At 65.6% G+C, this 25,856-nt stretch carries 28 protein-coding genes; 20 read left to right on the top strand and 8 right to left on the bottom strand.

The window, feature by feature from the left end:
• Positions 1 to 391 precede the first annotated feature (391 nt).
• Positions 392 to 1,573: an IS4 family transposase gene (locus MLP_RS18445; protein ID WP_013864677.1), complete on the bottom strand. Its 1,182-nt coding sequence runs from the start codon at positions 1,571 to 1,573 to the stop codon at positions 392 to 394.
• A gap of 23 nt (positions 1,574 to 1,596) precedes the next feature.
• On the opposite strand from MLP_RS18445, the gene MLP_RS18450 reads away from it, so the two are divergent.
• From MLP_RS18450 to pdxR, 7 genes are all read left to right on the top strand, one after another.
• A complete protein-coding gene (locus MLP_RS18450) occupies positions 1,597 to 1,890 on the top strand; it encodes a transposase (protein WP_013861031.1) in 294 nt (97 codons plus the stop codon).
• A gap of 20 nt (positions 1,891 to 1,910) precedes the next feature.
• Positions 1,911 to 2,780, top strand: a complete 870-nt coding sequence (locus MLP_RS18455) for an IS3 family transposase (RefSeq protein ID WP_041790759.1) — start codon at positions 1,911 to 1,913, stop codon at positions 2,778 to 2,780.
• A 48-nt stretch (positions 2,781 to 2,828) separates the two neighbouring features.
• Entirely contained in the window at positions 2,829 to 3,122 is a 294-nt protein-coding gene (locus MLP_RS18460) for a transposase (protein WP_013861031.1), read from the top strand.
• Positions 3,123 to 3,142: 20 nt separating this feature from the next.
• Complete coding sequence (locus MLP_RS18465; protein ID WP_041790759.1) at positions 3,143 to 4,012, top strand: IS3 family transposase; 870 nt, start codon at positions 3,143 to 3,145, stop codon at positions 4,010 to 4,012.
• A gap of 209 nt (positions 4,013 to 4,221) precedes the next feature.
• The gene (locus tag MLP_RS26625) at positions 4,222 to 5,919 is read left to right on the top strand and encodes an ATP-binding protein (protein ID WP_172641596.1); all 1,698 of its coding nucleotides are present in this window, start codon (positions 4,222 to 4,224) and stop codon (positions 5,917 to 5,919) included.
• Positions 5,920 to 6,555: 636 nt separating this feature from the next.
• Positions 6,556 to 6,813 (top strand): PIN domain-containing protein, encoded by a 258-nt coding sequence (locus MLP_RS28105; RefSeq protein ID WP_013864679.1) that lies wholly within the window; start codon positions 6,556 to 6,558, stop codon positions 6,811 to 6,813.
• A gap of 666 nt (positions 6,814 to 7,479) precedes the next feature.
• On the top strand, positions 7,480 to 8,874 hold the full coding sequence (pdxR, locus tag MLP_RS18480) for a MocR-like pyridoxine biosynthesis transcription factor PdxR (RefSeq protein WP_013864680.1): 1,395 nt from the start codon (positions 7,480 to 7,482) through the stop codon (positions 8,872 to 8,874).
• 12 nt (positions 8,875 to 8,886) lie between these two features.
• Here the strand turns inward: pdxR and MLP_RS18485 are convergent, their stop codons facing one another.
• Both MLP_RS18485 and MLP_RS18490 read right to left on the bottom strand, forming a co-directional pair.
• A complete protein-coding gene (locus MLP_RS18485; protein WP_013864681.1) occupies positions 8,887 to 9,510 on the bottom strand; it encodes a LysE family translocator in 624 nt (207 codons plus the stop codon).
• 120 nt (positions 9,511 to 9,630) lie between these two features.
• A complete protein-coding gene (locus MLP_RS18490) occupies positions 9,631 to 10,299 on the bottom strand; it encodes a TetR/AcrR family transcriptional regulator (protein WP_013864682.1) in 669 nt (222 codons plus the stop codon).
• Positions 10,300 to 10,366: 67 nt separating this feature from the next.
• Here MLP_RS18490 and MLP_RS18495 point away from each other — a divergent pair, with 67 nt between their 5' ends.
• The 3 genes from MLP_RS18495 to MLP_RS18505 all read left to right on the top strand — a co-directional run bounded on the left by MLP_RS18495 (position 10,367) and on the right by MLP_RS18505 (position 12,830).
• Positions 10,367 to 11,107: a zinc-binding dehydrogenase gene (locus MLP_RS18495; RefSeq protein WP_172641597.1), complete on the top strand. Its 741-nt coding sequence runs from the start codon at positions 10,367 to 10,369 to the stop codon at positions 11,105 to 11,107.
• A complete protein-coding gene (locus MLP_RS18500) occupies positions 11,107 to 11,694 on the top strand; it encodes a DUF4386 family protein (RefSeq protein WP_013864684.1) in 588 nt (195 codons plus the stop codon). The genes MLP_RS18495 and MLP_RS18500 overlap by 1 nt, the downstream gene beginning before the upstream one ends.
• Before the next feature lie 266 nt (positions 11,695 to 11,960).
• On the top strand, positions 11,961 to 12,830 hold the full coding sequence (locus MLP_RS18505) for an AraC family transcriptional regulator (RefSeq protein WP_041790258.1): 870 nt from the start codon (positions 11,961 to 11,963) through the stop codon (positions 12,828 to 12,830).
• Here the strand turns inward: MLP_RS18505 and MLP_RS18510 are convergent.
• Complete coding sequence (locus MLP_RS18510) at positions 12,815 to 13,363, bottom strand: DUF4287 domain-containing protein (RefSeq protein ID WP_013864686.1); 549 nt, start codon at positions 13,361 to 13,363, stop codon at positions 12,815 to 12,817. The genes MLP_RS18505 and MLP_RS18510 overlap by 16 nt on opposite strands.
• 153 nt (positions 13,364 to 13,516) lie before the next feature.
• A complete protein-coding gene (locus MLP_RS18515; RefSeq protein WP_013864687.1) occupies positions 13,517 to 14,419 on the bottom strand; it encodes an AraC family transcriptional regulator in 903 nt (300 codons plus the stop codon).
• 340 nt (positions 14,420 to 14,759) lie between these two features.
• Here MLP_RS18515 and MLP_RS18520 point away from each other — a divergent pair, with 340 nt between their 5' ends.
• Positions 14,760 to 15,503 (top strand): SDR family oxidoreductase, encoded by a 744-nt coding sequence (locus MLP_RS18520; protein ID WP_013864688.1) that lies wholly within the window; start codon positions 14,760 to 14,762, stop codon positions 15,501 to 15,503.
• 106 nt (positions 15,504 to 15,609) lie between these two features.
• Positions 15,610 to 16,788 (top strand): aldehyde dehydrogenase family protein, encoded by a 1,179-nt coding sequence (locus tag MLP_RS18525; RefSeq protein ID WP_013864689.1) that lies wholly within the window; start codon positions 15,610 to 15,612, stop codon positions 16,786 to 16,788.
• Positions 16,789 to 16,810: 22 nt separating this feature from the next.
• On the opposite strand, the gene MLP_RS18530 is transcribed toward MLP_RS18525, so the two are convergent.
• Entirely contained in the window at positions 16,811 to 17,368 is a 558-nt protein-coding gene (locus MLP_RS18530) for a dihydrofolate reductase family protein (RefSeq protein WP_013864690.1), read from the bottom strand.
• A 107-nt stretch (positions 17,369 to 17,475) separates the two neighbouring features.
• Here MLP_RS18530 and MLP_RS18535 point away from each other — a divergent pair, with 107 nt between their 5' ends.
• The 8 genes from MLP_RS18535 (at position 17,476) to MLP_RS18570 (ending at position 23,360) form a co-directional block, all read left to right on the top strand.
• Positions 17,476 to 18,156: a TetR/AcrR family transcriptional regulator gene (locus MLP_RS18535; RefSeq protein ID WP_013864691.1), complete on the top strand. Its 681-nt coding sequence runs from the start codon at positions 17,476 to 17,478 to the stop codon at positions 18,154 to 18,156.
• A gap of 63 nt (positions 18,157 to 18,219) precedes the next feature.
• Entirely contained in the window at positions 18,220 to 18,621 is a 402-nt protein-coding gene (locus MLP_RS18540; protein WP_049804781.1) for an ArsR/SmtB family transcription factor, read from the top strand.
• Complete coding sequence (locus MLP_RS18545) at positions 18,618 to 19,082, top strand: SRPBCC family protein (protein WP_013864693.1); 465 nt, start codon at positions 18,618 to 18,620, stop codon at positions 19,080 to 19,082. Before MLP_RS18540 ends, MLP_RS18545 begins: the two co-directional genes overlap by 4 nt.
• The gene (locus MLP_RS18550) at positions 19,079 to 19,432 is read left to right on the top strand and encodes a nuclear transport factor 2 family protein (RefSeq protein ID WP_013864694.1); all 354 of its coding nucleotides are present in this window, start codon (positions 19,079 to 19,081) and stop codon (positions 19,430 to 19,432) included. Before MLP_RS18545 ends, MLP_RS18550 begins: the two co-directional genes overlap by 4 nt.
• Positions 19,433 to 19,605: 173 nt before the next feature.
• Entirely contained in the window at positions 19,606 to 20,313 is a 708-nt protein-coding gene (locus MLP_RS18555) for a zinc metalloprotease (protein ID WP_013864695.1), read from the top strand.
• A gap of 20 nt (positions 20,314 to 20,333) precedes the next feature.
• The gene (locus tag MLP_RS18560; RefSeq protein WP_013864696.1) at positions 20,334 to 21,422 is read left to right on the top strand and encodes a caspase family protein; all 1,089 of its coding nucleotides are present in this window, start codon (positions 20,334 to 20,336) and stop codon (positions 21,420 to 21,422) included.
• A complete protein-coding gene (locus MLP_RS18565; RefSeq protein WP_041790264.1) occupies positions 21,406 to 22,866 on the top strand; it encodes a hypothetical protein in 1,461 nt (486 codons plus the stop codon). The genes MLP_RS18560 and MLP_RS18565 overlap by 17 nt, the downstream gene beginning before the upstream one ends.
• 2 nt (positions 22,867 to 22,868) lie before the next feature.
• Positions 22,869 to 23,360 (top strand): hypothetical protein, encoded by a 492-nt coding sequence (locus MLP_RS18570; RefSeq protein WP_013864698.1) that lies wholly within the window; start codon positions 22,869 to 22,871, stop codon positions 23,358 to 23,360.
• Here the strand turns inward: MLP_RS18570 and MLP_RS18575 are convergent.
• Entirely contained in the window at positions 23,338 to 24,642 is a 1,305-nt protein-coding gene (locus tag MLP_RS18575; RefSeq protein ID WP_013864699.1) for a hypothetical protein, read from the bottom strand. The two genes, MLP_RS18570 and MLP_RS18575, sit on opposite strands and share 23 nt — an antisense overlap.
• Entirely contained in the window at positions 24,643 to 25,851 is a 1,209-nt protein-coding gene (locus MLP_RS18580; RefSeq protein ID WP_013864700.1) for an MFS transporter, read from the bottom strand.
• Positions 25,852 to 25,856: the final 5 nt, after the last annotated feature.

A 25,856-nucleotide genomic window follows, 5' to 3' on the forward strand; every position in this document is an offset into this window, starting at 1 on the left:
CCGCTGGCGCGCATCGCGTTGTTGGCATCGTCAGCGGCGTCTACATCAGCGGGCGGGAGGACCAGAAGGGGAAAGGCCCTCTCCTCAGCCAGGACGACACGGCAGCCTATGAACTCGAAGCGACGGTGGTAGGCCGGTTCGAGAATGACTGCTTCAAGCCCGGACTGACTGGGTACCCTCCAATGTCGCTTCTTTTAGGGTTGGGGTGGTTTGAGGGGGTGGAGGACGATGGTGTGGGTGACGGTGCGGACTGGTGCGGCGTTGCTCTTGCGGCGTTCGTAGCGGTGGGAGCCGCCGCGTTTACGGGCGCGGGGTGCGGTGCGGCCGTCGCGGGTGGGGATCAGGTTGGCGGGTTTGGTCAGTTGCGTGGCGAGGTGGGCCAGGGCGCGGGTCAGGTCGGCTGGGGGGAGAGAGCCGCCCGGGTCGTGGAGTCCTGGGCGGCTTGGAAGGCGCGTTTGAAGCTGATCCGGCCGGGGTCGAGCCCGGCGGGTGTGGCGTAGCCGATCAGGTCGCGGATCGCCTGGTAGACGCACAGCATGGCCCAGAATTCTTGCTCGACCATGATGGGGGTCTTGGAGCGGAGCAGCACTTCGGGGCCGCCGCGGATGGTGGTCTTCAGGTCGGCGATACCGGTCTCGGCCTGCCAGCGGGCGTGGTAGAGCTGGGCCAGCTCGATCGCCGGGTACGCCTGCGCGTCGAGCAGGGTGGTGGCCAGCGCGAACAGTTCGGAGGTCTCGACCCCGTGGGTGTCGGTGGTGGTCACCGAGTACTCGACCACCCGGACCGGGATCGGGTCGCCGTCCTTCTTGGAGGGCGGGTTCAGCTGGGACAGGTAGGTGCCGTCGTCCAGCACCTGCCGCACTGGCAGAGTGAACGATGCCGACATCCGCCAGCACAGCTGCGCGCCGGTCCCGGCGGCCGCCTGCCACAGCTTCCAGGAGGCGAAGTTCCGGTCGGCCAGCACCAGCATCCCGCTGTCGAGCGCGGGCAGCAGATCGACGGCCAGGGTCTGCTCGCCGGTGCTGGACGGCCCATGGGCGGCGGCCAGCAGCACCCGGGTTCCGGACTCGGCCAGCACCAGCGCCCGCAGCTGCGGATACGGATTCTGCGACCTGCTGCCGTTGCCACCACGGCCGAAGAACCCCTCGTTCGCCGCCGTGTCCGGCACATCCAGGGTGAACCCGTCGACCGTCACCACCCGCAGCCCGGCATGAAAGACCCCGGGCGTCACAGGCGTCCCCGCCGGCACCGTCGTCCGCGCAAACAACAGCTTGAACGGCTCCGCGCCCAGCTTCGCCTTCGCCTTCGTGATCGATCCCGTTCCCGGAGCCTGCCAGTCTCCCCAGCCGCCACCCGTCAACGCCTGCGCATCGGCCAGCCTCGACAGCACCAACCCGTACCCCGACCGCATGAACAGCCAGCACGCCAGCGTGAATACCATCATCAACCGAGCCGGCAGCCGCCGATACCGGACCTCCCGCACCCCTGCCGCCTCGATCACCTCATCCAGCACCGCCGCCGGGAACGACTGGACTTCCCCCCGTTTGACGGACACCTGACCTGAGGTGGCCACTGGTCACCAGGGAGGATGTCGTTGTGCCTGCTCCTCACCCGCCTGAGTTCCGCCGTCGTGCGGTCGAGCTTGCTCGTGAGCGGTCCAAGCCAGTTGCTGAGTTGGCGAAAGATCTGGGAATTTCCGAATCGTGTCTGCGTCGCTGGATGGAGCAGTCCGAGACCGACGCTGCCGGTGGTAGCGAGACGGCGTTGACCAGTCGGGAGAAGAAGGAGCTGGTCGAGCTGCGCCGGGATAAACGGCGCCTGGAGATGGAAGTCGAGATCTTGAAAAGGGCGGCCGCCTATTTTGCCCAGGAGAATGTTCTCCCAAAATAGTGTACGGGCTGGTCCATGAAATGGCCGATGACGGGATTGATGTCGCGGTGGCTTGCCGGGTGCTGAATGTGTCGCGGTCGGGATACTACGACTGGCGCGGCCGGCCTGCATCGGCACGGGAACAGGAGAACACGCTGCTGTTGAAGCTGATCGAGGAGATCCATGCCGATGAGGACATGAAGACGTACGGGGCGCCGCGGGTGCACGCCGAGCTGGTCTTGGGGCACGACCTGCAGGTGAACCAGAAGCGGGTCGCCCGGCTGATGCGCCAGGCCGGCATCCAGGGCCTGTACCGGCGGCGTCGGTCGTGGACCACGATCCGGGACCCGCACGCCATCCCCGCCAAGGACCTCGTCAACCGCCGGTTCACGGTGGACGGTCCGAACCGGTTGTGGCTGACCGACATCACCGAGCACCCGACGGTGGAGGGCAAGGTGTACTGCGCCGCGGTCATGGACGCCTGGTCCCGCCGGGTCCTGGGCTGGTCCATCGACGACAACATGCGGAAGGAGCTCGTGGTCGACGCGCTCGGGATGGCGGTGCTGCGGCGCAACCCGATGGACGTCGACAATAACACGATCATGCATTCCGATCACGGGTCGCAATTCACATCGTGGGCATTCAGTCAGAAAGTCTATGATGCCGGGCTGGTGCCGTCGATGGGCAGTGTGGGCGACTGCTACGACAATGCGATGATGGAGTCCTTCTGGGAGAGAATGCAACTCGAGCTGCTCGATTCGCAGGTATGGTTCACCCGGGACGAGCTTGCCAACGCGATGTTTCGATGGATAGAATCATGGTATAATCGGAGACGTCGGCATTCGAGTATTGGAATGCTGTCGCCGATAGAGTTTGAAACCCGTTCCACAGGGTCAGACCGTCCGGGCTGACCCTCAACCCCGAGTGTCCGTGGAACAGGGGGAACCTCAGATGTCGTTGTGCCTGCTCCTCACCCGCCTGAGTTCCGCCGTCGTGCGGTCGAGCTTGCTCGTGAGCGGTCCAAGCCAGTTGCTGAGTTGGCGAAAGATCTGGGAATTTCCGAATCGTGTCTGCGTCGCTGGATGGAGCAGTCCGAGACCGACGCTGCCGGTGGTAGCGAGACGGCGTTGACCAGTCGGGAGAAGAAGGAGCTGGTCGAGCTGCGCCGGGATAAACGGCGCCTGGAGATGGAAGTCGAGATCTTGAAAAGGGCGGCCGCCTATTTTGCCCAGGAGAATGTTCTCCCAAAATAGTGTACGGGCTGGTCCATGAAATGGCCGATGACGGGATTGATGTCGCGGTGGCTTGCCGGGTGCTGAATGTGTCGCGGTCGGGATACTACGACTGGCGCGGCCGGCCTGCATCGGCACGGGAACAGGAGAACACGCTGCTGTTGAAGCTGATCGAGGAGATCCATGCCGATGAGGACATGAAGACGTACGGGGCGCCGCGGGTGCACGCCGAGCTGGTCTTGGGGCACGACCTGCAGGTGAACCAGAAGCGGGTCGCCCGGCTGATGCGCCAGGCCGGCATCCAGGGCCTGTACCGGCGGCGTCGGTCGTGGACCACGATCCGGGACCCGCACGCCATCCCCGCCAAGGACCTCGTCAACCGCCGGTTCACGGTGGACGGTCCGAACCGGTTGTGGCTGACCGACATCACCGAGCACCCGACGGTGGAGGGCAAGGTGTACTGCGCCGCGGTCATGGACGCCTGGTCCCGCCGGGTCCTGGGCTGGTCCATCGACGACAACATGCGGAAGGAGCTCGTGGTCGACGCGCTCGGGATGGCGGTGCTGCGGCGCAACCCGATGGACGTCGACAATAACACGATCATGCATTCCGATCACGGGTCGCAATTCACATCGTGGGCATTCAGTCAGAAAGTCTATGATGCCGGGCTGGTGCCGTCGATGGGCAGTGTGGGCGACTGCTACGACAATGCGATGATGGAGTCCTTCTGGGAGAGAATGCAACTCGAGCTGCTCGATTCGCAGGTATGGTTCACCCGGGACGAGCTTGCCAACGCGATGTTTCGATGGATAGAATCATGGTATAATCGGAGACGTCGGCATTCGAGTATTGGAATGCTGTCGCCGATAGAGTTTGAAACCCGTTCCACAGGGTCAGACCGTCCGGGCTGACCCTCAACCCCGAGTGTCCGTGGAACAGGGGGAACCTCAGACCGTGCCAGCACCCCGATCGAGACCCGATCAGGCAACCGCTCCTCCGCCGACCTCACCTCACGCGTCACACCAGCCACAAACAGAGACTACACCCATGTAACTCTAAAGAAGCGACATTGGGGTACCCTCCGCTTCACGCGCCAGTACAGGCGGCCACACCTAGCGAAGTGAAGAGCATCTTTCTCCCCAAGGACGGCCCCTCACTTCGCATTGGCACGTCTGCGGTAGCCAGTGAGCAGGCTGTTCACCTTGACGCCAACCTGCTTCTCGGTCATCACTGTGCTGTTGTCGGCTCCACGGGGTCAGGCAAGTCTTGCACTGTCGCCGCCATCGTTGATGGTTTACTGGATCACGGAATACCCAACGGGCACATCGTCATCTTCGATATCAACGGAGAATACGCACAGTCCTTCGCGACTTCTACCCAACGTGGAAAGAAGACCCGGCCGTTAGTGCTCGGCCCGAAGCCGGGAACGAACTCCGGGCTCTTCCTACCGCACTGGTTCATGAACAACGAGGAGCACATGAGCCTCCTCAAGGCCAGCGAAGGCGTTCAAGCTCCCGTGCTTCAGCGGTCTATAGCTGATGCGAGGGTAGCTGGGGCCTCTACGAATTTGGAACTGCTCCGTCTGCAGAACTTGCTCAGTTCCATGGGAATCATTGAAGGCGCCTTCAGTAACACCAAGAGTGGTTCAGACACGACGTTCGCCCAACTCGACGGAATGACCACCCTGGTCAACAGCCAAGTTGGCCAAGCCGGTGCGTGTGTTGCACAGTGGTCGCAGATAAAGGTGATTCTCGATTCTGGAACCCCTCAGGCGTCCGTGCCGAATGCCCAGTGGAAGCCGCTCACGGCGCCTCAACGCGACATCCTTGCGAGGATGTTTGTCGCCATTCGAAAGGAGATCTCGGCTGCTTTTGGCGCGCTCGGCATGGGTAGCGCTCAAGCAGCGCCTGACTTCGACGCCCCTGTGTACTACTCACTTCAGGAACTGTGCGACTTCTTCCTCCCAAACCGAATCCAGATGGAGCAGGCGAATGACAGCAAGATCGCGGGCTACGTCGCGACACTACAGATGCGCCTGAGCCGGCTACTCGCTGATGGGCGCTACGACTTCATAACACGCGTCGAAAAGCACGAAGACCCGCTCGGAAGCTACCTGAAAGCACTCATGGGTGTCGACCCCACGGGGGGCAACTCGACTTCTGGCTGGCCCGCCGCATCCCACTATCAGGCTCAGGGCGCCGCATACGGCGACGGTCCGTCGGTGACGATCTATGACCTCAGTCTCGTCGCCAATGACGTCCTGGAGAACGTGACCGCCCTACTGGGCCGCATCCTCTTCGACTTCGCAGTTCGGAGCCAACCGCGTGCCGCACACCCGGTCATGTTGGTGCTCGAAGAAGCACACCGCTTCATACCGTCGCGACTTGATTCCATCGGTGGAGCAAGTCGCTCGGCTGCTATCTTTGAACGAATCGCGAAGGAGGGGCGCAAGTTCGGACTCTCTCTGCTACTCGCGAGTCAGCGCCCAAGCGAACTCAGCGAGACCGTCGTGGCCCAATGCGGCACAGTCATCGCACATCGACTCACCCATGAGGCCGACCAGAGGTTACTCCGTCACGCGACTGCTCTTAGCTCCCGAGCGTTGCTCGACCAACTGCCGAGCCTCGCGCAGCAACACGCTCTTGTCACCGGTGTCAGTACGGGCGTGCCGGTTGCAGTTCGCGTCCGTGACGTTCAGAACCCGCCGAAGAGTGACGACCCGAAGTTCATTGACATCTGGAGTGATGCCCAGAAGCTCGCGGCGCTTCCCGAGCACATCGACAACGTGGTCAGAGAATGGCAAGGCAACCTTCCTTGAGACCTGAGAGCTCAGAGAGTAGGGCGCGACACCACTGGAGCCCGCAAGCGCGAGATCAGTTCTTCGACCCTGAGCCGAGGGGTCATGATCCGCTGCCTGCGCAGTCTGAGGCAGTTGCACACTGCCGTTCGGTTCTGCGCGAGAGGTCACTGAGGGGGCGTTCCTGCCTGACAAGCAACGAGTGCACATCATATCTCCTGGACTTCGCGGAAGCCGCCGCCATCGCCGGCACCACTCCGGCCAGTCGAGCGATGCGAGTGGTTCTCATTGGTCGCACGGTAGCCACAGGAGCAACACTCCTGCCGGCACTCACCGGCGGTTCGGTGGAGAGGATCCAGAGTCACGCGAGTCGGCGTCTACATCGACGGGTACAACCTGTACTGCGGCGTGCGCGGTTTGTGTGGCCGCTCGACCCAGGGATGGCGTTGGCTCGACCTAAAGGCCCTTGCCTCCTACCTGATTGCCACCCACTCCCTCTGGCACGGCGCGATCATCGAGACAGTCACCCAATGCACGCACGAGTGAGGGGAGCCAGCAACCCGCCGGCCAACGCGAACAGTACGTCTATCTTCGCGCGCTGGAACGATCGAGCTCGGTCACTCGAACAGCTATGGAAACTATGCCGCCCGAGTTGCCGTGGCACCGCTCGCGATCACCGGTCGCAATGGCAAGCCGGTCACCAGCCTTCCCCACTGGCCGCTGATGGTGCAAGACGGAGCCAAGCAAGACGTTCCCGGCGCTCGGTTCATGGCCTCGGTTGCTCGCCGAGAAGAGAAGGGCTCCGACGTCAACGTCGCGTCCCACCTGCTCATCGACTTACTCACCGACGCAGTAGACCCAGCTGCGGTGATCTCCGACGATAGCGACCTGGCCTACCCAATCGCTTTCGCGTGAGGTCGAGTGCCGATCGGCCTCCTCAACCCCACTAAGGACTCGCGCGGGCAAGCTGGCCGACGATCACACGGACAGCGTCTGCAACCATTGATTGACGGTGTCAGATGCAGCGCGCCAACTGGTACGCACATCAGCTCCCGTCGGCCCTCGGGCCGCATCATCAAGCCACAAGGAGTAGCCAGGGCCGGCCGCTACGCTTGAGCCACACCACCCGGTCCCTGGGGCCGGGTTTCTCGTCTCAGACCCTTCGTTGGCCACTCCGCGGCCCTCGGCACACGTGAGTCACAGCGGCGGGTACGGACGCGCCTCCCTCGACGCCGAGTCTCACCGACCTGCGATGGGCACACGTCGCAGCCTTCCAAGGCTTCGAGTGGAACCAGCTCAACCGCATCGACCAACGCCTCTCCGATATGCGCGCACGGATCAACCCGCCCGATTTCGAAGCCCTGTGCGACTCATCGCTCAGTCCCCATCCACTCCGGGCTCGTGCTGATCACCGGGGGCCTGGACATCGCTCAATGAGCGTCCCAAACCTGCAGATAGCCAACCCATCAACCTGCATCTGGCCGAGCTACGCGGCTTCATCTAGTCGTGACGGTCGTGACGAGCAGCACCACCTCTATGGACTAATCACAACGTCAGATGGTACCTGAAATAATGTACCAAATGAACGGATCAGACTTCTTGGCCCTCGACCCGGCCGCGGCACCAGTCCGGGGTCGGACGGTGTGGCTTGCCGGGCGGCTTCGTGCCGCGATCGCGGACGGCACGCTCGCGCCCGGTGCGCGGCTGCCGGCGAGCCGGGAGCTGGCCGGAGAGCTGTCGGTCTCTCGCGGGACCGTGGTGGAGGCGTACCGCAGGCTCTCGGAGGAAGGCCTGCTGGTCACCAACCGCGGCGGCGGGACCGTCGTCGCTTCGCTCATGTCCGCTCCCGTACGGGCCGCCACGCCAGAACCGACCGTGCCTGTGTCGAGGGAGCTACTGAACATCTCGATCGGCGCACCTGACCTGAGCGCGTTCCCACGAGCCGCCTGGTTGCAGGCCGAGCGCCGGATCCTCGCCACCGCGACCGGCCGAGAACTCGGCTATGCCGATCCCCAAGGCACACCAGAACTCCGCGAGGCCTTGGCAGGGTGGCTGGCACGGAGCCGCGGCATCACCGCAGGACCGGAGCGGATCATCGTCACCGCCGGGGTGACCGGCGCGCTCAGCCTGCTGTGCCAGGTGCTCCGCGACCGGGGAATCACCGACTGCGCGGTCGAGGATCCCGGCGCCGAAGGCAACCGGCGCATCCTCGACTACTGGCTCGACGCTCTGCACCCGGTGCCGGTAGACGCCCACGGACTCGATGTATCGGCCCTCGCCCGCACGAAGGCACGGGCAGCGCTGGTCACCCCGACCCACCAGTTCCCGACCGGCGTCGCTCTTCTCCCGGAACGCCGCAGAGAACTGATCGCCTGGGCCGAACACACCGGCGGGCTGGTGATCGAGGACGACTACGACTCCGAGTACCGCTACGACCGGGCACCCGTCCGAGCCATGCACGCAACCGCGCCGGAGCAGATCGCCCACATCTCCAGTCTTTCCAAAGTGCTCGCACCCGCACTCCGGCTCGGCTGGATGATCGCACCCACCACCCTGCACCGAGACCTCGTTCGCAAACGCTGGGCGACCGATCTGGGATCGCCGGCCCTGCCACAGCTCACCCTCGCCGAACTCATCGCCACCGGAACGCTGGAACGACACCTCCGCGGCCTGCGACTACGACATCGCGATCGACGAGACGCCGCCGTCGCCGCGATCAACCACTACCTGCCGGGCTGCCAGATCGAGGGCATCGCCGCAGGGCTCCACCTCGTCGTCTTCCTCCCCGATCATCTGCACGACACCGCACTCGCGGCACGGGCGGAGACGGAAGGCATCGCCGTACAGCCGCTGTCCGCCCACCGCTTCACCCCTGGTCGGCCAGGTCTGGTCATCGGGTACGGCCCGCATCCCGCACCCCGGCTCGACGCGGCCATCAAGACCCTCGGCACCCTAGCCGGTCTCTCGCCGTCGTGATTCGGTCCGTGCTCACTGGTGGGTGAACGCGAGCATCGCGGCGAGCAGCACGAAGGTCACGGCGAAGACACGTCCTAGCCATCGCATCACAGCTGGCTTGCCAATCACATGCCGCCGCAGCCAACTCGCGCACACACCGTAGCCGGCGAAGACCACCAGCGTGATCGCCATGAACACCAGCCCGAGCCCGGCCATGCGTAGCACCGCCCCGTCCGCGGCCGGGTTGACGAACATCGGCAAGAACACGAAGAAGAAGATCGTGAGCTTCGGATTCAGCAGGTTCACCAGCACCGCACTGCCGATCACCCTTCCGACCGAGGGCGAACCACCTGGCGCCGCCTGGTCTGCCTCGGGAGCGAGTACGCCGGTCTGCCGCCACATCCCCCACGCCAGGTAGACCAGGTACGCGACTCCAAGCCACTTGATCGTCGCGAACGCCAACGGACTCGCAGCCAAGAGCGCCGCCGCCCCGGTCAGGGCCAGCGCCAGATGCGGCACGATTCCGAACGTGCACCCGACCGCGGCGATGAGACCCGCCCAGGTTCCACGAGCCAGGCCCGCCGCGATCGTGAACAACGCGCCCGTGCCCGGCGTGGCCGTCACCACGACCGACGCCACCCAGAACTCCGGAGTCATACCACCAGGCTGGCGGCGGCATGGGTTGGTCCTATAGAGCCAAGGACGACGCAGCTAACCGGACCAAACCAGGAGCGCAACATTTCCCGACCGAGGTCGGTCAGCCCAAGTCAGCCCACATCAGTCCGCCGCGCCATCCCCGTCGTCGCGGAGGCGGGCGATCCCCTCCAGCGCGATCGTGAGTCCGATGTCGAACGAGGTGTCCAGCGGATACTCCTGGGCCTCCGCATAGTGCGCAGCCATGGCGGCCAGCCGAGGGTGACGGCTCAGGTCCATTCCGTCCCTGACCTCGGCCGCCGAGGTGCTCAATCCAACCGAACGCAGCATGGCGTCTTGCAGGGCGAAACCGTAGATGAAGGCGTCCAGGACTGCGTACGCATGCCCTGCAGCCTCAACCGAGAACCCCGCAGTCCCCAGCAGGTCGAGGACCGCCTCATGCCCGGCGAGGTTGGCTGGGCCAGGCTGTGCCCGGGACTCCATCACGGTGAGCGCCCAGGGATGACGACCGAGCGAGGAGTGCACGGACCGCGCGCGTCGGGTCAGCTCCTCCCGCCACTCTCCCGTCGTCGTGGGCACGTACAACTCCAAGAAGACCACATCCACAAGGGCATCGAGCAGTGCTTCCTTCGTCGCCACGTAGTGGTAGATCGACATGGGCCGCACGCCCAGCTGCGTGGCGAGAGCCCGGATCGTCAAGGCGTCCAAGCCCTGTGAGTCGGCAAGCTCAAGCGCGCCAGCCAACACCCGCTCGCGGGTCAGCGTGTTTCGCGGCGCCCTGAGAGTTGTCATGGCCGAATGCTATCGTACGTTGTATCGTACATCGTATCGCACGTTGTACGACACCAAGGAGAGAACGATGCGCGCATACGTTGGAGCCGATCAGGACTCCTCACCCGTGACCATGACGGCCGTGCGACACCGCCGGTACGGCACACCGGAGTCACTCGAGATCGCGAGCGGACTGCCGATACCGGTCGCTGCGACCGATCACGTGCTCGTCAGAGTGCACGCCGCTGGGGTCTCCCGAGGCGTCGTGCACATGATGACCGGGTCACCGATCCTGGTGCTCGGAGCCTCTGGCGGAGTGGGGAGTTTCGCCGTGAAACTGGCGACGCGTTGGGGAGCGGATGTCACCGCCGTCTGCAGTGCGCGGAAGGCACGATACGTCCTCGAGTGGGGAGCAACACGTTCCTTCGACTATCGAGAGGGCCTGTCCGCTGCGCTCGATGACACCTACGACGTCATCCTCGACTGCGCCGGCGGGACACCACTCGCTCGAATGCGATCGTCGCTCCAGCCCTACGGGACGCTCGTCTTCGTCGGGAACGAGACAGGCGGCGCCCTGACCGGCGGCTACGAGCGCCCGTTTGCCTACCAGCTGCGGATGACGAGGCATTCGCAGCGGTTCGCGAACCTCCTGGTACGCACGTCGCCGCAAGACCTGGACCTTCTCACCGCCAAAGCGCGGGGTGGACTCCGCCCTCACCTTCACGCGGTACGCCCGCTTGCCGAGGTACGCGAGTCCCTCAACGACCTGGTCCCCGGACGTGTCGTCGGCAAGACCGCACTCACCCTCACCGAAACGGCGCACCACTGATGAGCACTGTCTCTATCCGCACCGCATCGCTCCTGGCAGGCGTGTCGTTGGCACTCATGGCAGTGCTCGCACCTCTGGGTCTGATGATCGCCCTGCCGGCCGGTGCTGTCGGCGTCGCCGCCACCGTTGTCCTCCTGATCGCCGTTCTCGACGTGTTCGTCGCTGTGGGCCTCTACCCCGTGCTCCTCCCAGCGGGTGCACTCCTCGCAGCCTGCGCGAGCGGCCTTCGACTTGCCTACGCAGCTGTTTTCGCGACGGCCGCCGGCTCGCTTGCCGGCCCATCCGACGTTGAACGATTCGAGGCCGTCTGGGAAATGGGCCTCTTCGTCTTCGCCGGTCACCTCCTTCTGGTCGGGATCGCGGGGGTACGCGCCGACGGGATACCAAGATGGGTCGGCGTGCTCGTGCTCGCCGCGGGACTGGGCTACTTGGCCGATTCGGTGAGTATCGCGATCGCGCCTGCTACGCCTCTCGCGATCGGCGAGTTCGCCTTCGTCGGCGAGGTAGTCCTCTTGGTCTGGCTCCTGGGTTGGAGCGGTAGAGCCACGAGCCGACGAAAAGCAGTCGCAGACCGACACGGCTCCTGACGATCGCCGCGCAACACGAGCGCTCTGCAACCGACAGTCGGATCCCTCAACTCACTCTCCCCGGGGTGATCGGGGTCTGTGCTGGTTCTACCATGTCAATTCCGTCAGACAGAGGCGGAGTCACGTGGTTCTGAAGTGCCTTGGGGATGGCAACCTGACTCCACGAGGCTTGGCCGCGGTTCAGACCGCGCGAGGTCGAGACCGCCGAGCGGGCTGGTGAGACCCTCAGACAAGACGTGCCAAGCCTGTCCAGTGAAGGACGAGAGTTGACCTACGAAGAGCGGCGGGCACCGGCCGGACTGGCGGGCATCGTGTCGCGCGCCTGGTTCATCGAGGCACCACGCCTCCAGCGCTTCGAGAAGATCCTCCCGCTGCCGTTCGCCCATGTCATCGTCAACCTCTCCACCCCGTACCGCCTGTTCAGCCCCAGCGGAGGATCGGTAGTCGTCTCCGATGCGTTCGTGTCAGGTCTGCAGTCGGAGTACCTGGTGATCGAGTCGCCGAAGTTGATCCGCCACGTCGGGCTCGAGCTCACTCCCGGTGGTCTCCACGCGCTCACACCGAGCGCCGCGTCGGCAAGTGCGGGCAGTGCGGGCAGTGCGGGCAGTGCGGGCAGTGCGGGCAGAGTGCAGGATGCCCGAGCCCTGCTCGACGGGATCGACCTGCTGGTGGATCGGCTCCGAGCGTGCAGCACCCCATCGGAGGCGATCGACGTGATGATCGGCTGGGCGATCAAGGCCCGCATCCGCGATGCCGATCCGTTGGTAGCTGCGGCGCTGGCGGCGATCGACGCCGATCCGGACCTGACGATGAGCTTGCTCGCAGACGAGCTCGGCGTCTCACACCGGACGCTCATCACCCGCTTCCGTACGGCCACCGGCACGACGCCGAAGCGCCACGCCCAGGTGTTGCGCTTCCACAGATTCGTCGATGTCCTGCCCACGGCTGGAGTTGCCCCCGACTGGGCCGGGCTGGCGGCCGGATCCGGCTACTACGACCAGCCCCACGTGATCCGTGCGTTCAAGCGCTTCAGCGGCTGGACGCCCGCGGAGTATCACCGGCTGGTGTCTGAGTACGGTCAGGAGGCGGCACATTTCGTGCCGTTGGAGCACCTCCCCGCTCAGGCAAGGTCATAGGCCGCGCGCAGCCAGCCCTGCACCTCGTCATCTACGTCGTTCACCGATGTGAGGTCGACGCGGTGCGTGCACATGCCGCTCATCGAGCGCAACCGTTCGGTGGCGGCGACGCCCCGCAGGTTCAGTCCGAGCTGGATACGCTTCGCGCTCGGCGCCTCGACGAGGGCGAACTGCTTGGAGCGCCGTAGCGACACCCCCGTCTTCTTCGGCGCGACCTCGACGTCGGCACCAAGCGCCTCGGCTTCGGCGAGAAGCCGGTCGCAGATCGGCCGGAGCGCCGCCTTCGCGCCGGTGTATTGCGCCGCCACGAGATCGGCATCCGATGAAGTCCCGGCACTGCGCCGACGATGGAGCGTGACGACCAGGTTGGCGAAACCGTGCGACATCCCATGCTCAGTCTTGAGGAATACGACGGCTTGCCCGTGCTTGTCGAGTCCGGCGGCGTCGAGCACCGCGAACCACTCATCGAGCGGCTTCCCAGTCTTCGCGGGAAGGTTGTCGATCATCGTCTGCGTCGCGGCGTCCACGTCCATGTCGTCACGCTAGCGATCAGGACCGAGTCGGCGATTGTACGTTCTTGACGCGGCTGCCCTCCGGCCCAGCGCATCGGCGTTGGCGTAGCTGATCGAGGCACCGGATCGGTGCCGATGGCCGAGCCTCTGGTCGTCGCCACGGCCGACTGCGCCTCACGGCTCAGGTCTCCGCGCATACTGGCTCGGCGGTTGCCCGACATGCCTGCTGAACGCCACGCTGAATGCGCTGGTCGAGCCGTAGCCCACACGTTCAGCCACCTCGGAGACCGACAGTGCGCCACCGCGAAGCAGCTTCTTTGCGATCTCCATCCGCCACGCCAGCAGATACTCCATTGGCGCCACCCCCACCAGGCGCGTGAAGCGCTGAAAGAACGCGGAACGGGACAGGGCGGCGACCCTCGCCAGCTGATCGACGCTCCAGGCGTGATCAACGCGCGCGTGCATCTGGTTCAGAGCAGGTGCGAGCCGCTCATCTCCCAGGCCCCGCAGCAGCCCGGGAGGCGCGGTCCCGCCCGACGCCGAGCGCATGGCTTCCACCAGCAGCAGCTCCAACAGTCGGGACATCACGAACTCGCTGCCGGGCTTCTGATCAGCAGACTCTTCGCCCACCATCTGAACGAGCTGCGATAGACGGACGGAGTCCCGTACGTGAACCAACGAAGGCAGCAAGGACACCAGCAGGCCCGGATCGGCGGCATCGAACAGAAAGGAACCTCCCAGCAAGCGCATGTCAGGAGGGCCGATCGGGTCGCCGTAGCGATGCTCGCGGCGTTCACTCGCCACCGTCCTGGGGTCCAAGAGGACCGGCGGCGCTGGCACGAAGCTCGAGAGGGTGAAGGCCGGTGTGGCGGGCAGCAGGACGAAGTCACCGACACCGATGGTGATGGGTTCGCGTCCATCGACCGTCAGCCGGCAGCTTCCGTCCAGCACGATGCAGAAACTGGGCAGGCCAAATTCTGCGTAGCACACGGCCCAGTTGCCCTTGCCGCTGATCACGTTGGCGAACGCCGCCTGGGGCTGCAGAAGTCGAACGACCTCGGAGAGTGGGTCAATCATCGGCAGTCAGGGGCCCGGCGCCATCGCTGGCCCGTTTCCCCTCCCCTTTCAATCCGCCCGTTGTCAATCCGCCCGCTGTCAATCCGCACGTGCGGTTTGCGCATGCAGCTTACCGATGATCTTCACCGCGATCTGAGCGGCTCGGCTCTCCCGAGGTGAGGCTGACGAGGCTGCCGGACTCCCACCTGGGGGCGGCACAGCCCACGACCAGAGCGCCGGACACATCAGGAGGGAATGGACTCTCACTAAACAAATGTGGACTTTGTATTATCGACAGTCCTGATCTGAACTCATATCGTCTTCTCCAGAGAGTCAATCCGCTTCCCGAGGAGAGAAAGACATGAAGACAGTACTCATCACCGGCTGTTCCTCCGGCTATGGCCTGGAGACGGCTCGCCACTTCCTTGCGCAGGGCTGGAAGGTCGTGGCAACGATGCGCACACCACGGGAGGACCTCCTCCCGGCGAACGAGCACCTGCGCGTTCTGGCGCTGGATGTGACCCGGCCCGACAGCATCGCCAACGCCCTGGACGCCGCCGGACCCATCGACGTGCTGGTGAACAACGCCGGCGTCGGTCTGCTCGGGGCGTTCGAGGCCACGCCGATGTCCACCGTGCGGGACATCTTCGAGACCAACACGTTCGGGGTGCTGGCGATGTGCCAGGCATTCATCCCGCAGTTCCGGGGGCGCCGGGCCGGCACGATCGTGAACGTCACTTCGAACGTGGCCCTGGCCCCGTTCCCTCTGGTTGCCGCCTACACCGCCAGCAAGGCGGCTATCGAAGGCTTCACAGCATCCCTGGCACTCGAACTCGACGGTTTCAATGTGCGAGTCAAGCTCGTCGAGCCCGGCTACGGCCCGACGACCGGCTTCGCCACCAACGGCCAGCAGCGGATGCAGGGTCTGATTCCGGAAGCCTACGAGCCGTTCGCCCACAGCGTCTTCGCCGGGTTCACGAATCCGGAGGCGGTGACGAAGGAGACCGACGTCGCTGAAACCGTATTGAAGGCTGCGAGCGACACCTCGAGTCAGCTCCACTTCCCCGCAGGCGCCGATGCCATCGCACTGGCGAAGTCGGCTTGACCACTACCTCGGTCGGACCTGCCTGAGGGCACCGACCGACCCTGAACATCATCTGACGACGGCGGACACCCAGCGGCCGCAGCCAAACCACGAGGAGAAGATCACCATGTCACATCTCAACGCAGAACACCGTCTCTACATCGATGGCGCATTGGTTGATGCGCAGGACGGGCAGACCTACGACGTAGTCAATCCAACGACCGAGGAGATCGCGGGCGTCGTGGCCGCAGCGTCCGTCGCAGATGGAGACCGTGCACTCGCGGCGGCTCGGCGCTGCTTCGAGGAGTCGGATTGGTCCACCAATCGCGCGCGACGCATGCGCGCTCTGACCCAGTTCCGGGATGGCCTCAAGGCGGTGGCGGACGACTGGCGCCGCCAGATCGTCGCCGAAAGCGGATGTCCCGTCGCCTTCACCTATGGCCCGCTGCTCGATAGCTCGGTGGCCGACATCGACTACTCGTTGGAGCTCTTGGCCACCTATGAATTCGAGCGGGAGATCGAGGATCTGGGATCACCGATGGGCGGCCCCGCGCGCCGCGTGGTGCGCAAGGAGGCCGCCGGCGTGGTGGTGGCCATCACGCCGTGGAACGCTCCCGTGCAGACGAACCTGCAGAAGATCATCCCTGCCCTGGCTGCCGGTTGCACCGTGGTCCTCAAGGCAGCCCACGACACGCCGTGGTCGGCCACCATGCTGGGCCGCGTCGCGTCGCAGTGCCCCGACTTCCCGCCGGGAGCGTTCAACGTGCTGACGTCAACAGCCACCGGATCACTCGGCGCCATGCTGACGGCCGACCCGCGGGTGGACGTCATCTCGTTCACGGGGTCGACCGCCACCGGACGTCGCGTCATGGAAAGCGCGTCGAAGACGATCAAGCGGACGCTGCTGGAACTGGGGGGCAAGTCGGCCATGATCGTGCTCGACGACGCGGACTTCTCCCAGGCATTGCTCGGGGCCGCCAATGTCTGTGCCAACGCCGGCCAGGGCTGCGTGCTGAACACGCGCCTGCTCGTCCCGCGCTCACGCTATGACGAGGCCGTCGCGATCCTGGAGGCGGTCTATCGCAACGTGCCATACGGCGACCCGAACGATGCGAACAACATCATGGGACCGATGAACGTGAACGGGGCCTTCTTCTTCTCCGCCAATGCGCCATTCGGCGGCTACAAGCAGTCTGGGATCGGCAGGGAGAATGGCGTCGAAGGATTCGAGGAGTACCTCGAAACCAAGACGCTCGCCGTGCCGATGGACTTTCCTGCGACGAGTGCCCTCGCGCAACCGGCATGACCAAGAGCGGCACAACGCAGACTCAGCGGGTCCGGTAGCGCGCATAGATCAGTCCGCTGTCGAAGGAGTGCTCCTCGACCAGGTCGAGATCGAGGCGGACACCGTCGGGGAAGAACCGGGTGCCGCCGCCCACCACAGTCGTGGTGATGAACAGGTGGTACTCGTCGACCAGTCCGGCCGCGATCGCCTGGGCGGCAAGGTTCGGGCCGTCGACCGAGAGGTCATGATCCGACTCGGCCTTGAGTTTGCGCACGGCCTCCGGATCGAAGGTCCGCTCGATCCGGGTCTTCGCACTCGACACCGATTCCAGAGTCGTGGAGTAGACGATCTTCTCTGCGGCCTTCCAGTCGTCGGCGTACTGCAGGATGTGCGGCGGCACGTCGGGCTGAGTGTGCACGGCCTCCCAGAAGACCATCGTCTCGTACATCCGCCGGCCATAGAGGAACGTCCCCACGTGACGGAAGACGTCGCCGATGAAGGTGTGGATCTCCGGATCCTCGGCTCCCCTGCCGAGGTCACCCTCAGCCGCCTTCGCGTAGCCGTCGAGCGAGGTGATCATCGAGTAGATGAGCTTGGCCATGTCCGACTCCTTCGCCCAAGGTGAGTCGGTCGACTCACCACATGAGGAACGTACCAACCAGGCCGGTCATGAGTCAAGCGACTCACCTCTCTGGCATGCTAAGGCGCATGCCGCGCGAAGTCTCCGCCTACCACCGACAGATCGCGGCGACCAACCGCGCGGCGATCCTCGACGCGGCGACGGAGCTGTTCCTGGAGCTCGGCTATGACCGAACCTCGCTGGCGCGCGTCGCCGAGGACGCCGGGGTCTCCAAGGCGACCCTGTTCAAACAGTTTCCGACCAAGGCGCAGCTCTTCGAAGCCACAGTTCTCGCAGCCGGCGCCGCGCCCGCCGGGGAGCTCGTCGAGCCGCCGACCGGGGACTTCCACGCGGGCCTGGTTGTTCTGGGTACCGCGTACGTGGAGTTGCTGACCCTTCCTCGCATGGAGGATTTGATCCGGACGTTGATCGCCGAGCGTCAGCGGTTCCCGGAGCTACGCGAGCGGACCTTCGACTTCGGCACGCTGCCCGTGCTCGCGGCACTGGGTCGCTATCTCCGTACAGAGAGCGCCGCCGGAACCGCACACGTCGAGGATCCCGACACGGCGGCAGCGCAGTTTCTCGGCATGATCTCCACCGTCGTCTTCTGGCCCCGTCTGATGCATGGCAACTGGTCGCTCAGCGAAGCGGAGACGCAGCACGTGGTCGACGAAGCGGTTCGCACCATGGTCGCCCGCTACGGAGCACCGGCAGTCCGCATGACTGACGACAATCCGCTCAGCGGCGGGTCACCGACGCCCGCAAGTTAGCGACTATATTCAACGAATTCCTTGCACAAGGTATTCGTTGCAGATAGAGTCCGGGACGTGACCATGACCGATACGGACACGGACCTGGACGCCGCCTTCGCGGCTCTCGGCGACCGGACCCGCCGCGCGATCGTCAGCCAGCTGGCCAGGGGCGAAGCGACAGTTGGCGAGCTGGCCGAACCGTTCGACCTGACCCACCAGGCGGTCTCCCGCCACGTCGGCATCCTGCGACGGTGCGGGCTGATCCGACAACGCGTCGACGGACAGCGCCGCCCCTGCCAACTGAACGTCGAGCGCCTGCAGGAGCTGACCGGTTGGATCAACGAGCAGCGGCGCGAATGGGAGTCGCGGCTCCGCCGGCTCGATACCCACCTGGCCACGCTGCTCCAGGACACGCAGCCCGAGGACACGCAACTCGAGGGCACTCGACCAGAGGACGCACAGGCAGAGGAACAGTCCCGATGAGCGTCGACGCCGTGCTCGATGGCGACCAGTTGATTGCCTCCCGCCAGCTTGGCGCCGATCCGGAGCTGGTCTGGACGATGTTCACCACACCCGCACACCTGGCGGCATTCTGGGGCGGCGACCATGCCACCGTCACACCAGAATCGGTGGTTGTCGACCTTCGGGTGGGCGGCACCTTCGAGCTCGAGACCCGGGGACCGGACGGCAGCACCCATCGGCTGAGCTTTCGGTACGAGGCGATCGATCCACCGAACCGCTTGGTGCTGACCGAACCCCGCACCGGCTTGACGACCGCGATCAGCCTCCGGCCGAGCGCCGGCGGAACCAGTGTGACTATCCACCAGCGCCGACTGCCCCCCGAACTGCAAACCGAACAGGCTCGGGCCGGACTGGCCGGCATCCTCCGCCGGCTCGGTGCCGTGGCGGACGAGCTGACCGATGAACGGAGACGAAGCAGATGACCAGCGAGCACGAACAGACCGTCCATCGCTACCTGGACGGCTTCCGCAGCAGCGACCACGAGACAATCCTCAGCTGCCTGACCGCCGACGTCGTCTGGCAGATCCACGGCGTACGCACCACCCGCGGGAAGACCGAGTTCGACGACGAGATCGAGAATCCGGCGTTCGAGGGCAGCCCCGAACTCAGCGTCGATCGCACCATCGAGGCCGGCGACGTCGTCGTGGTCACCGGCGTCGGCACCGGACATCACCGGGAGAACGGACGATTCCGCTTCGCCTACAACGACATCTTCACCTTCCGCGGCGAACTGATCGCTCAGGTGGATTCGTACCTGGTTCCCCTCTCCTGACGGCCAGTAGCGGACCGCGGCTGCAGCGAAGCGGCGGCGCATCTGGCGCCCACGGGCCAAAGACGACCAGCCACCACAGAACTGACGCTCACCCGGACGACAACATCCCTTCCGCATCCGATGGCTCGCGGATAAAATCAGGCCATTGGGGCGAGAAGAACAGGGGCGTCATCATGGCTGACTCGAATCTGACCCACTACTGCGTGGCAATATCGCAAGGCCCGCAGACCGCGAACGACCGGGCTGCCCTACTGAACGAGTCTCAGTGGGAGCAGGACGAGGTGATCCGGGTCAAGTTCCTGCAAGGCTCACCAGCGCTGCGCGACCGCGTACGAGCAATGGCCGAGCGCTGGACCGGCCCCGGGATGGCCCAGCTGACGTTCGAGTGGGTCGACGACAGCGCGGAGGCCGACGTACGGATCGCGTTCGTCGAGGGCGACGGCTCGTGGTCGTATCTCGGGATCCAGTGCCGGGAGATCCCCACCAGCCAGCCGACCATGAACTACGGCTGGATCGACGCCGACTCACCCGACGACGAGGTTCAGCGGGTTGTCCTGCACGAATTCGGGCATGCACTGGGGCTGATTCACGAGCATCAGAATCCCCAAGGCGGCATCGACTGGAATGAGCCGGCCGTCATCGCCGATCTGAGCAAGCCCCCGAACAGCTGGACCATCGAGCAGATCCGCCACAATGTGCTCGATCACTACCCACCGGACGAGGTCACCGCCACAGACGTCGATGGGCTGTCGATCATGATGTATCCGATCCCGGCATCCTGGACCAACGACGGCTTCTCCGCGGATCTGAATCACGATCTTTCCGAAAAGGACGTCGCCTTCATCGCCAGCATCTATGGCGGTGCGGCAGCCAGCGTCTGATCCAGCGGCGCCCTGATCGCATGACGGAGAGCGACGCCACCGGCCCCATCGCCGCCAATCCCGACGATCATGCCTTGGTGTTCGGCATCGCTCGATACTTCGGCACCGCCTCCGGTTGGCCGACGGATCTGCGAGGCCCGGACAACGACGCCGCGGCCATCGCGGCGTGGCTACGGCGTGCCGATGGCGGTGGACTGCCGCCAGGAAACGTCCGGGTGGTGTGCTCAGCCCACGTACCCAACCCGTTCCAGAACGGGCGGGGTGAGCCGGATCAGGAACAGGTCGTCGCGGCGTTCAAAGAGATCGCGGAGCTACCCAAGACGTATCTGGACGAGAACAAGCGGCAGTACGCCGGGCGCCGGCTCTATGTCTATGTCAGTGGCCATGGCTGGGCGACGCGGAGCAGGCAGGCCGTGCTGGTCACCGCGGAGGCGGTCAAGGACCGGCCCATCAATGTCGACATCACGAGCTGGACAGATCAGCTCACCGAAGCCGCGCAGTTCCAGCAGATCGTGTTGTGGGCGGACTCCTGCGCCACTCGTACCCGACCGACCCTGCTGCAGGGGACGCCGATCGCCAACGGACTGTTGCCGAAGGGACACCCGAATGCGCCGTTCGTCCGAGTGTTCGAGAGCTTTGCCGCCGGTATCGGCCTGCGCGCGGTGGAACACCAGATGCCTGACGGCAACTGGCACGGCGCCTTCACGTACGCGTTGCTGCGTGGGCTCGAGGGCGAGGCGCCCACCCCCGTCACCAGTGACAGTCTGACCGACTATCTGCGCAACGCGATGAAGCAGTTCCAGAGCCCCGAGGACCAGCAGCGCGGTGTGGTCGCACACGAACCGTCGTTCGGGCGACGAGATCCTCTGACGTTCGCCGCTCCCGCACGCCAGACCGTGCCAGTGACGATCACGTTCGACCCGTCCTGCATCGGACAGCACGCGAGGGTGGCGCGAGACCGAAAGGCTGCGGCGGTGGCTGATACCGTCGTCGCGGAGACCGCCTGGGAGGTCTCGCTCGAACCGGGGTTCTATGCCGTGCTGGTCGACGCCCTGAACCTGGCCGTCGTGTTCGAGGCTGCAGGAGGTGCCCATGTCACCGTCACGTGAGCTCCAGCTGAGCGTGACCGCACGCAGCCCGCTCGCCGAGATCTTCGTGATCGACGACCAGTTCGCCCTGGTCGACCGCTCGATCGGCGATCTGGACTGCCGCGTCTCGCCTGGGGTGTACAAGGTGAAGGCCAAGCTTGCCGACGCCACCTACGAGCGGCTCATTCTCCTGGACGAGGACACCTCCCTCGACGTCTCTGGCGAGCTGGTGATGGGGTCCGCGGTGCCCATCAGTCCTGCAGGGTCCATCAGTCCTGAAGGGCCGATCAGTCCTGAAGGGCCGATCAGTCCGACTGTGCCAGCTGGTCCAGCGGGTTCGGCGCCCGAGCCGAGCCTCCGAGGGGACGAACTGCCGCACGAGCAGTCGACCCGCTCGATCACCGGGCTCGACAGCGCACAGATTCTGCTGATGACGCGTGCGGACACACAGTCATCGGAGGCTCCGGCCCTACCAGCCGCGATCTCACTGCACCAACTCGACGGGACGACGATCGCCGCCCTCGACCCGGCAGACGAACCCGATACGGGCGGGCGGGCGCAGACCATCGACGTCGACCCGGGCGCGTATCTGGTCCGCCGACGCGACCGGATGGGCGATGTGATCGAGCAATCCGTGTACGCCGTAGCAGGCTGGCAGACGCAGCTGTTCGCGATCGAGGCGTCAGGCGACGACGCCACGATCGGCTCGAGCCGGGTCAGCGTGTTGATGGCGCAGCATCGGTTCACACCGAACGATCCGGAACTGCCCTTGGTGGAAGCAGCCCGGACCGCTTTGGCGGACGAGCGCAAGGTCGCGTCCGACGCGCTGGTTGAGTTGTTGGAGGAGACCGACAACCCGATGCTGGGTCTCTTCGGCGCCCACCTGATGCTGATCTCCCGGGATGCCCAACTGACGCAGCGCGAAGATGCCGGCGCCGGACGGCTCAGCGAGCGAGCAATAGCGGCACCGGTGGAGTTCGACCAGTCGCGCTTCGATCTGATCGTCGACCGACTGGCCGCCGTGCTCGGCTCGGAGCACCCCGACATCCTGGCGCTCAGCACCCAGCGCAGTGACCAGGACGTACGCGCACTGCAGCCGATCAGTGCGCCCCCGATGCTCTGGCGCAGCTGGGTCCTGCTGATCGCCGCCAGCAATCACGCCCCGGAGCTGGTGCCGATCAGCGTTTGGCAGCAGACCGTGCATGTGCTGCCGCTGCGGCCGTTCTTCTTGTGGAGCCCGGCCGATCAGGACACCGAGCTGACCCGGACCTGGGCGCAGGACATCGCCAACAGCCTCTCGGCTCGGGCACCCGAGCCACAGGCTGAGGTCTTCTGGGGGGACGCCGGGAGCCAGTTGGCGTCGAGCGCGCCAGCCCTCGACGAGGAGGCGCGTCGTCGAGTCAGCGAGGAACTGCTGATGCCACGGGCCGCGATCGACCGGCTCGCCGACGGCGACCGCCTGTAGGCGTGGCTACTCAGGTCAGGCTGGACGGCGATCGGATCCGGCTCGCCGACGCCGTGCTGGTGTATCTGGAGCGCACCCCGGCGCTGCTGGAGCCGGTGCCGAGCGAAACCGCGCCTCGACCGTACGGCGTGGCTCCCTTGGCGATGACCCCGGGTGGCGACGTGGTGGCGGCGCTCTGGCCCGGCGAGGCGGTCTGGCTCGGCTTCCAGGCGGTCGACCGGGCTGTGACGACGCAGCTGCAGATCCGCCTCGACGATCAGACCAGCCAACTCAGCTGCCCGCCCGACTCCAGCTTCGTGGGAAGGCCGATAGCAGGTGGCCGTCGGCTGCTCGGGAGCGAGTCTCTCGACCGGTTCACCCTGATTGCCCTGACTTCGGTACCTGTGGTGGTGAATGTGCAGCTCGTGCGCCCCACCGAGTTCACTCGGCTCTCGGGTCGCATCCCGACGCCGCCGGATCCGGGGCAGGCGTTCAGCGGCCGTCGGCTGCCCTAGGGAGGGTCGGCGAGATCAGCGGCGGCCGCGCGCCGTTGCTCACCCCGAACAACTCGGTGCCCGCCCAGCCATAGCAGTAGTAGATGACGTCGTCGGCATCGCTGGCGTACGCGGCCACCGCGGCGCGATGCAGTTCCTCGGGCGGCAGGTTCCACATCTGGACGCCGGAGTAGATATAGGTGCCCGGCCGGGACCGCTCCCGGACCATCCGGTTCTGGTCCTCGACCAGCCGGATCGGAAAGCCGTCGGCGCGGAACTGGGCGTACGTCTGGCCATAGTCCAGCCCGAACAGCCGCACGAACGCCGCAAACGCACGCTCCCGCTCGGCATCGTCGCGTCCGAAATAGTCGATGAGGCTCTGCACATCCGCGCCACCGCCCAACCGGTGATAGGGGAAATGCTTGAGCCGCGGTGACAGCTCGGTCAGCGCCGGGTAGTCCTGGCCGAGAATCCAGGAGTAGGACGGCGGCCATAGGTCCAGCCACAGCTCGGCGTCGGGTTGGCTCTCGCCGACGATCCGGATGATCTCAGCAACCAGCCTGGTCACGCTCTGCTGCCGGAAGAGCAGCCAGCGTCGAATCAGCGGCTCCGAGCCGAACCGCTCCCGAGCCGCCTCGAACTCCCCCGTCCTCAGCAGTTCGGCGATCCTTGTCATCTCCTGGCGCAGCGCCCCGACGTCGATGCCCTGGTCGCTCATCAGCGCGCAGCACCGTGCGCAGAAGCAGCTGAACAGGTTCGCCGGCTGCACCCGCTCGCCACCCCAGTCGGGGTAGCGGATGCGGTCGATGAGGAAGGTACGGAAGCCGTAGCGCGCCACCAACGCCGAGATCGTGCGACCCCACATCGGTGCGACCAGGGGTCCATTCGGGCACAGCCAGCGGTCCACGTCACGCCCGCGATAGTCGACGACGCCGTTGCCGGCCACGTCGCCCAGCCACGCGCCATTGGTGATGTTGAGCCACGGCACGATCTCGTAGTCGGCCGCGAGCGTCGAGGTGCTGACGATCGCCAGCGGGTCGTCCGCCGGGTCCTCCGCGACGAGTTGGCGCAGCTCGGGTGAGAAGCGCGCGACGTCCACGTCGGCGTACAGCCGGCCGGCGCCGTGGATGACGTCCTCGACCGGGTTCCGTTCGAGCGTGCCGACCGGCGACGGATTGCGCTCGAAGATGTCGTTGACCTGCACGAACACGTGCGTCAGATCCTCCATCCGCGCCAGGTATGGCCGAATGGCCTCCGGCCCCTCGTGGAACAGGTCATGGTGGTGCAGATGGATGCCGGCCATTCAAACCTCCCCGTTGTGACGCCCTGAACTCACCAACAGCGCCGCGCCGACGATAGAGCACAGGCCGGCGAGAAGCACGAAGGAGAACGCGAACGACGTACCGGTCGCGAGGGCACCGATCCCGAGGGCACCGACGCCCGTACCGGCGTCGAAGGCGACGTTCCATGCGGTGCTGGCCGTGCCCTTGGCATGCTCGCCGGCGAGTTCGAAGGCGCGTACCAGGGTCACGTTCTGCATGACACCGAAGGAAGTGCCGACCAGCAGCGCGCCGGCGACGAGCAGCACTGGGCCGCCCGTATCGGCGATCCCGGCGATGCTCGCAGCGATGCCGACGAGCCCGAGCGCGGCGATGCCGAGCCCGGGCACGATGAAGGTCTGCGCACCGAAACGGTCCGCGAGATGGCCGGCGAGCCAGCGCGAGATCGCTCCGGTAGCGGTGAAGACGAGAAGCAACACGAGCGTGAGGACGGCGTCCGGGGCGAACTGGGGCGCGAACGTCATGATCGCGCCGCCGGAGCAGGTGACCGCCGTGAGTGCAGCGATGGGCGGGAGCAGGCGCACGAGCGGGATTCGGGGCCCGGTCACCGTGGCCGGCTTGATGGTCGCTGTCGGCACGGTGCGGGGATGTCGGCCGATCACCTCGCCCGCCGAGATGCCGAAGGGGATACCGACAATGGGGATCGCCGCAAGCACCATCGCAGTTGTGAAGCCGGCGGTCTCCGCGATCCAGGGAGCCAATGGCGTGAGCAGGAGCTGAGCTGCGGCAACCGCGAGGCCGTACGCTCCGACGGCACGACCGCGGCGCTCGGGGGTGAAGAGCACCGCGATGGCAGACGCCCCGCTGACGGTGATGATGCCGAAGCCGATCCCACGTACGGCGGCGAGCGCGACCACGTGCCAGGCCTGGCTCGCGAAGATCTCAACGAGGGCGGGCGAGCCGAGGAAGAGGCAGCCCAGGACGAGCACGACACTCCAGCCGATCCTCGAGCGCACCCGCTCGACCACCAGCTGGGTGAGGATCGTGCTGGCCATCAGTACCGCATTCACCAGACCCGCCAGGAAGGTGTCTCCACCCAGCGCAACGACGTGCATGGGCGCGACCGGCAAGAGCACGGCGAAACCGGCGAACGCGAAGCCCGTCGTCAACAGCAGGTGGGGCATCCCCGGCTCACGCCAGATGGGGCGACTCCGGGAAGGCTGGCTGGCCATGCGAC

The organism is Microlunatus phosphovorus NM-1 (assembly GCF_000270245.1).
Taxonomy (GTDB): Bacteria; Actinomycetota; Actinomycetes; order Propionibacteriales; family Propionibacteriaceae; genus Microlunatus; species Microlunatus phosphovorus.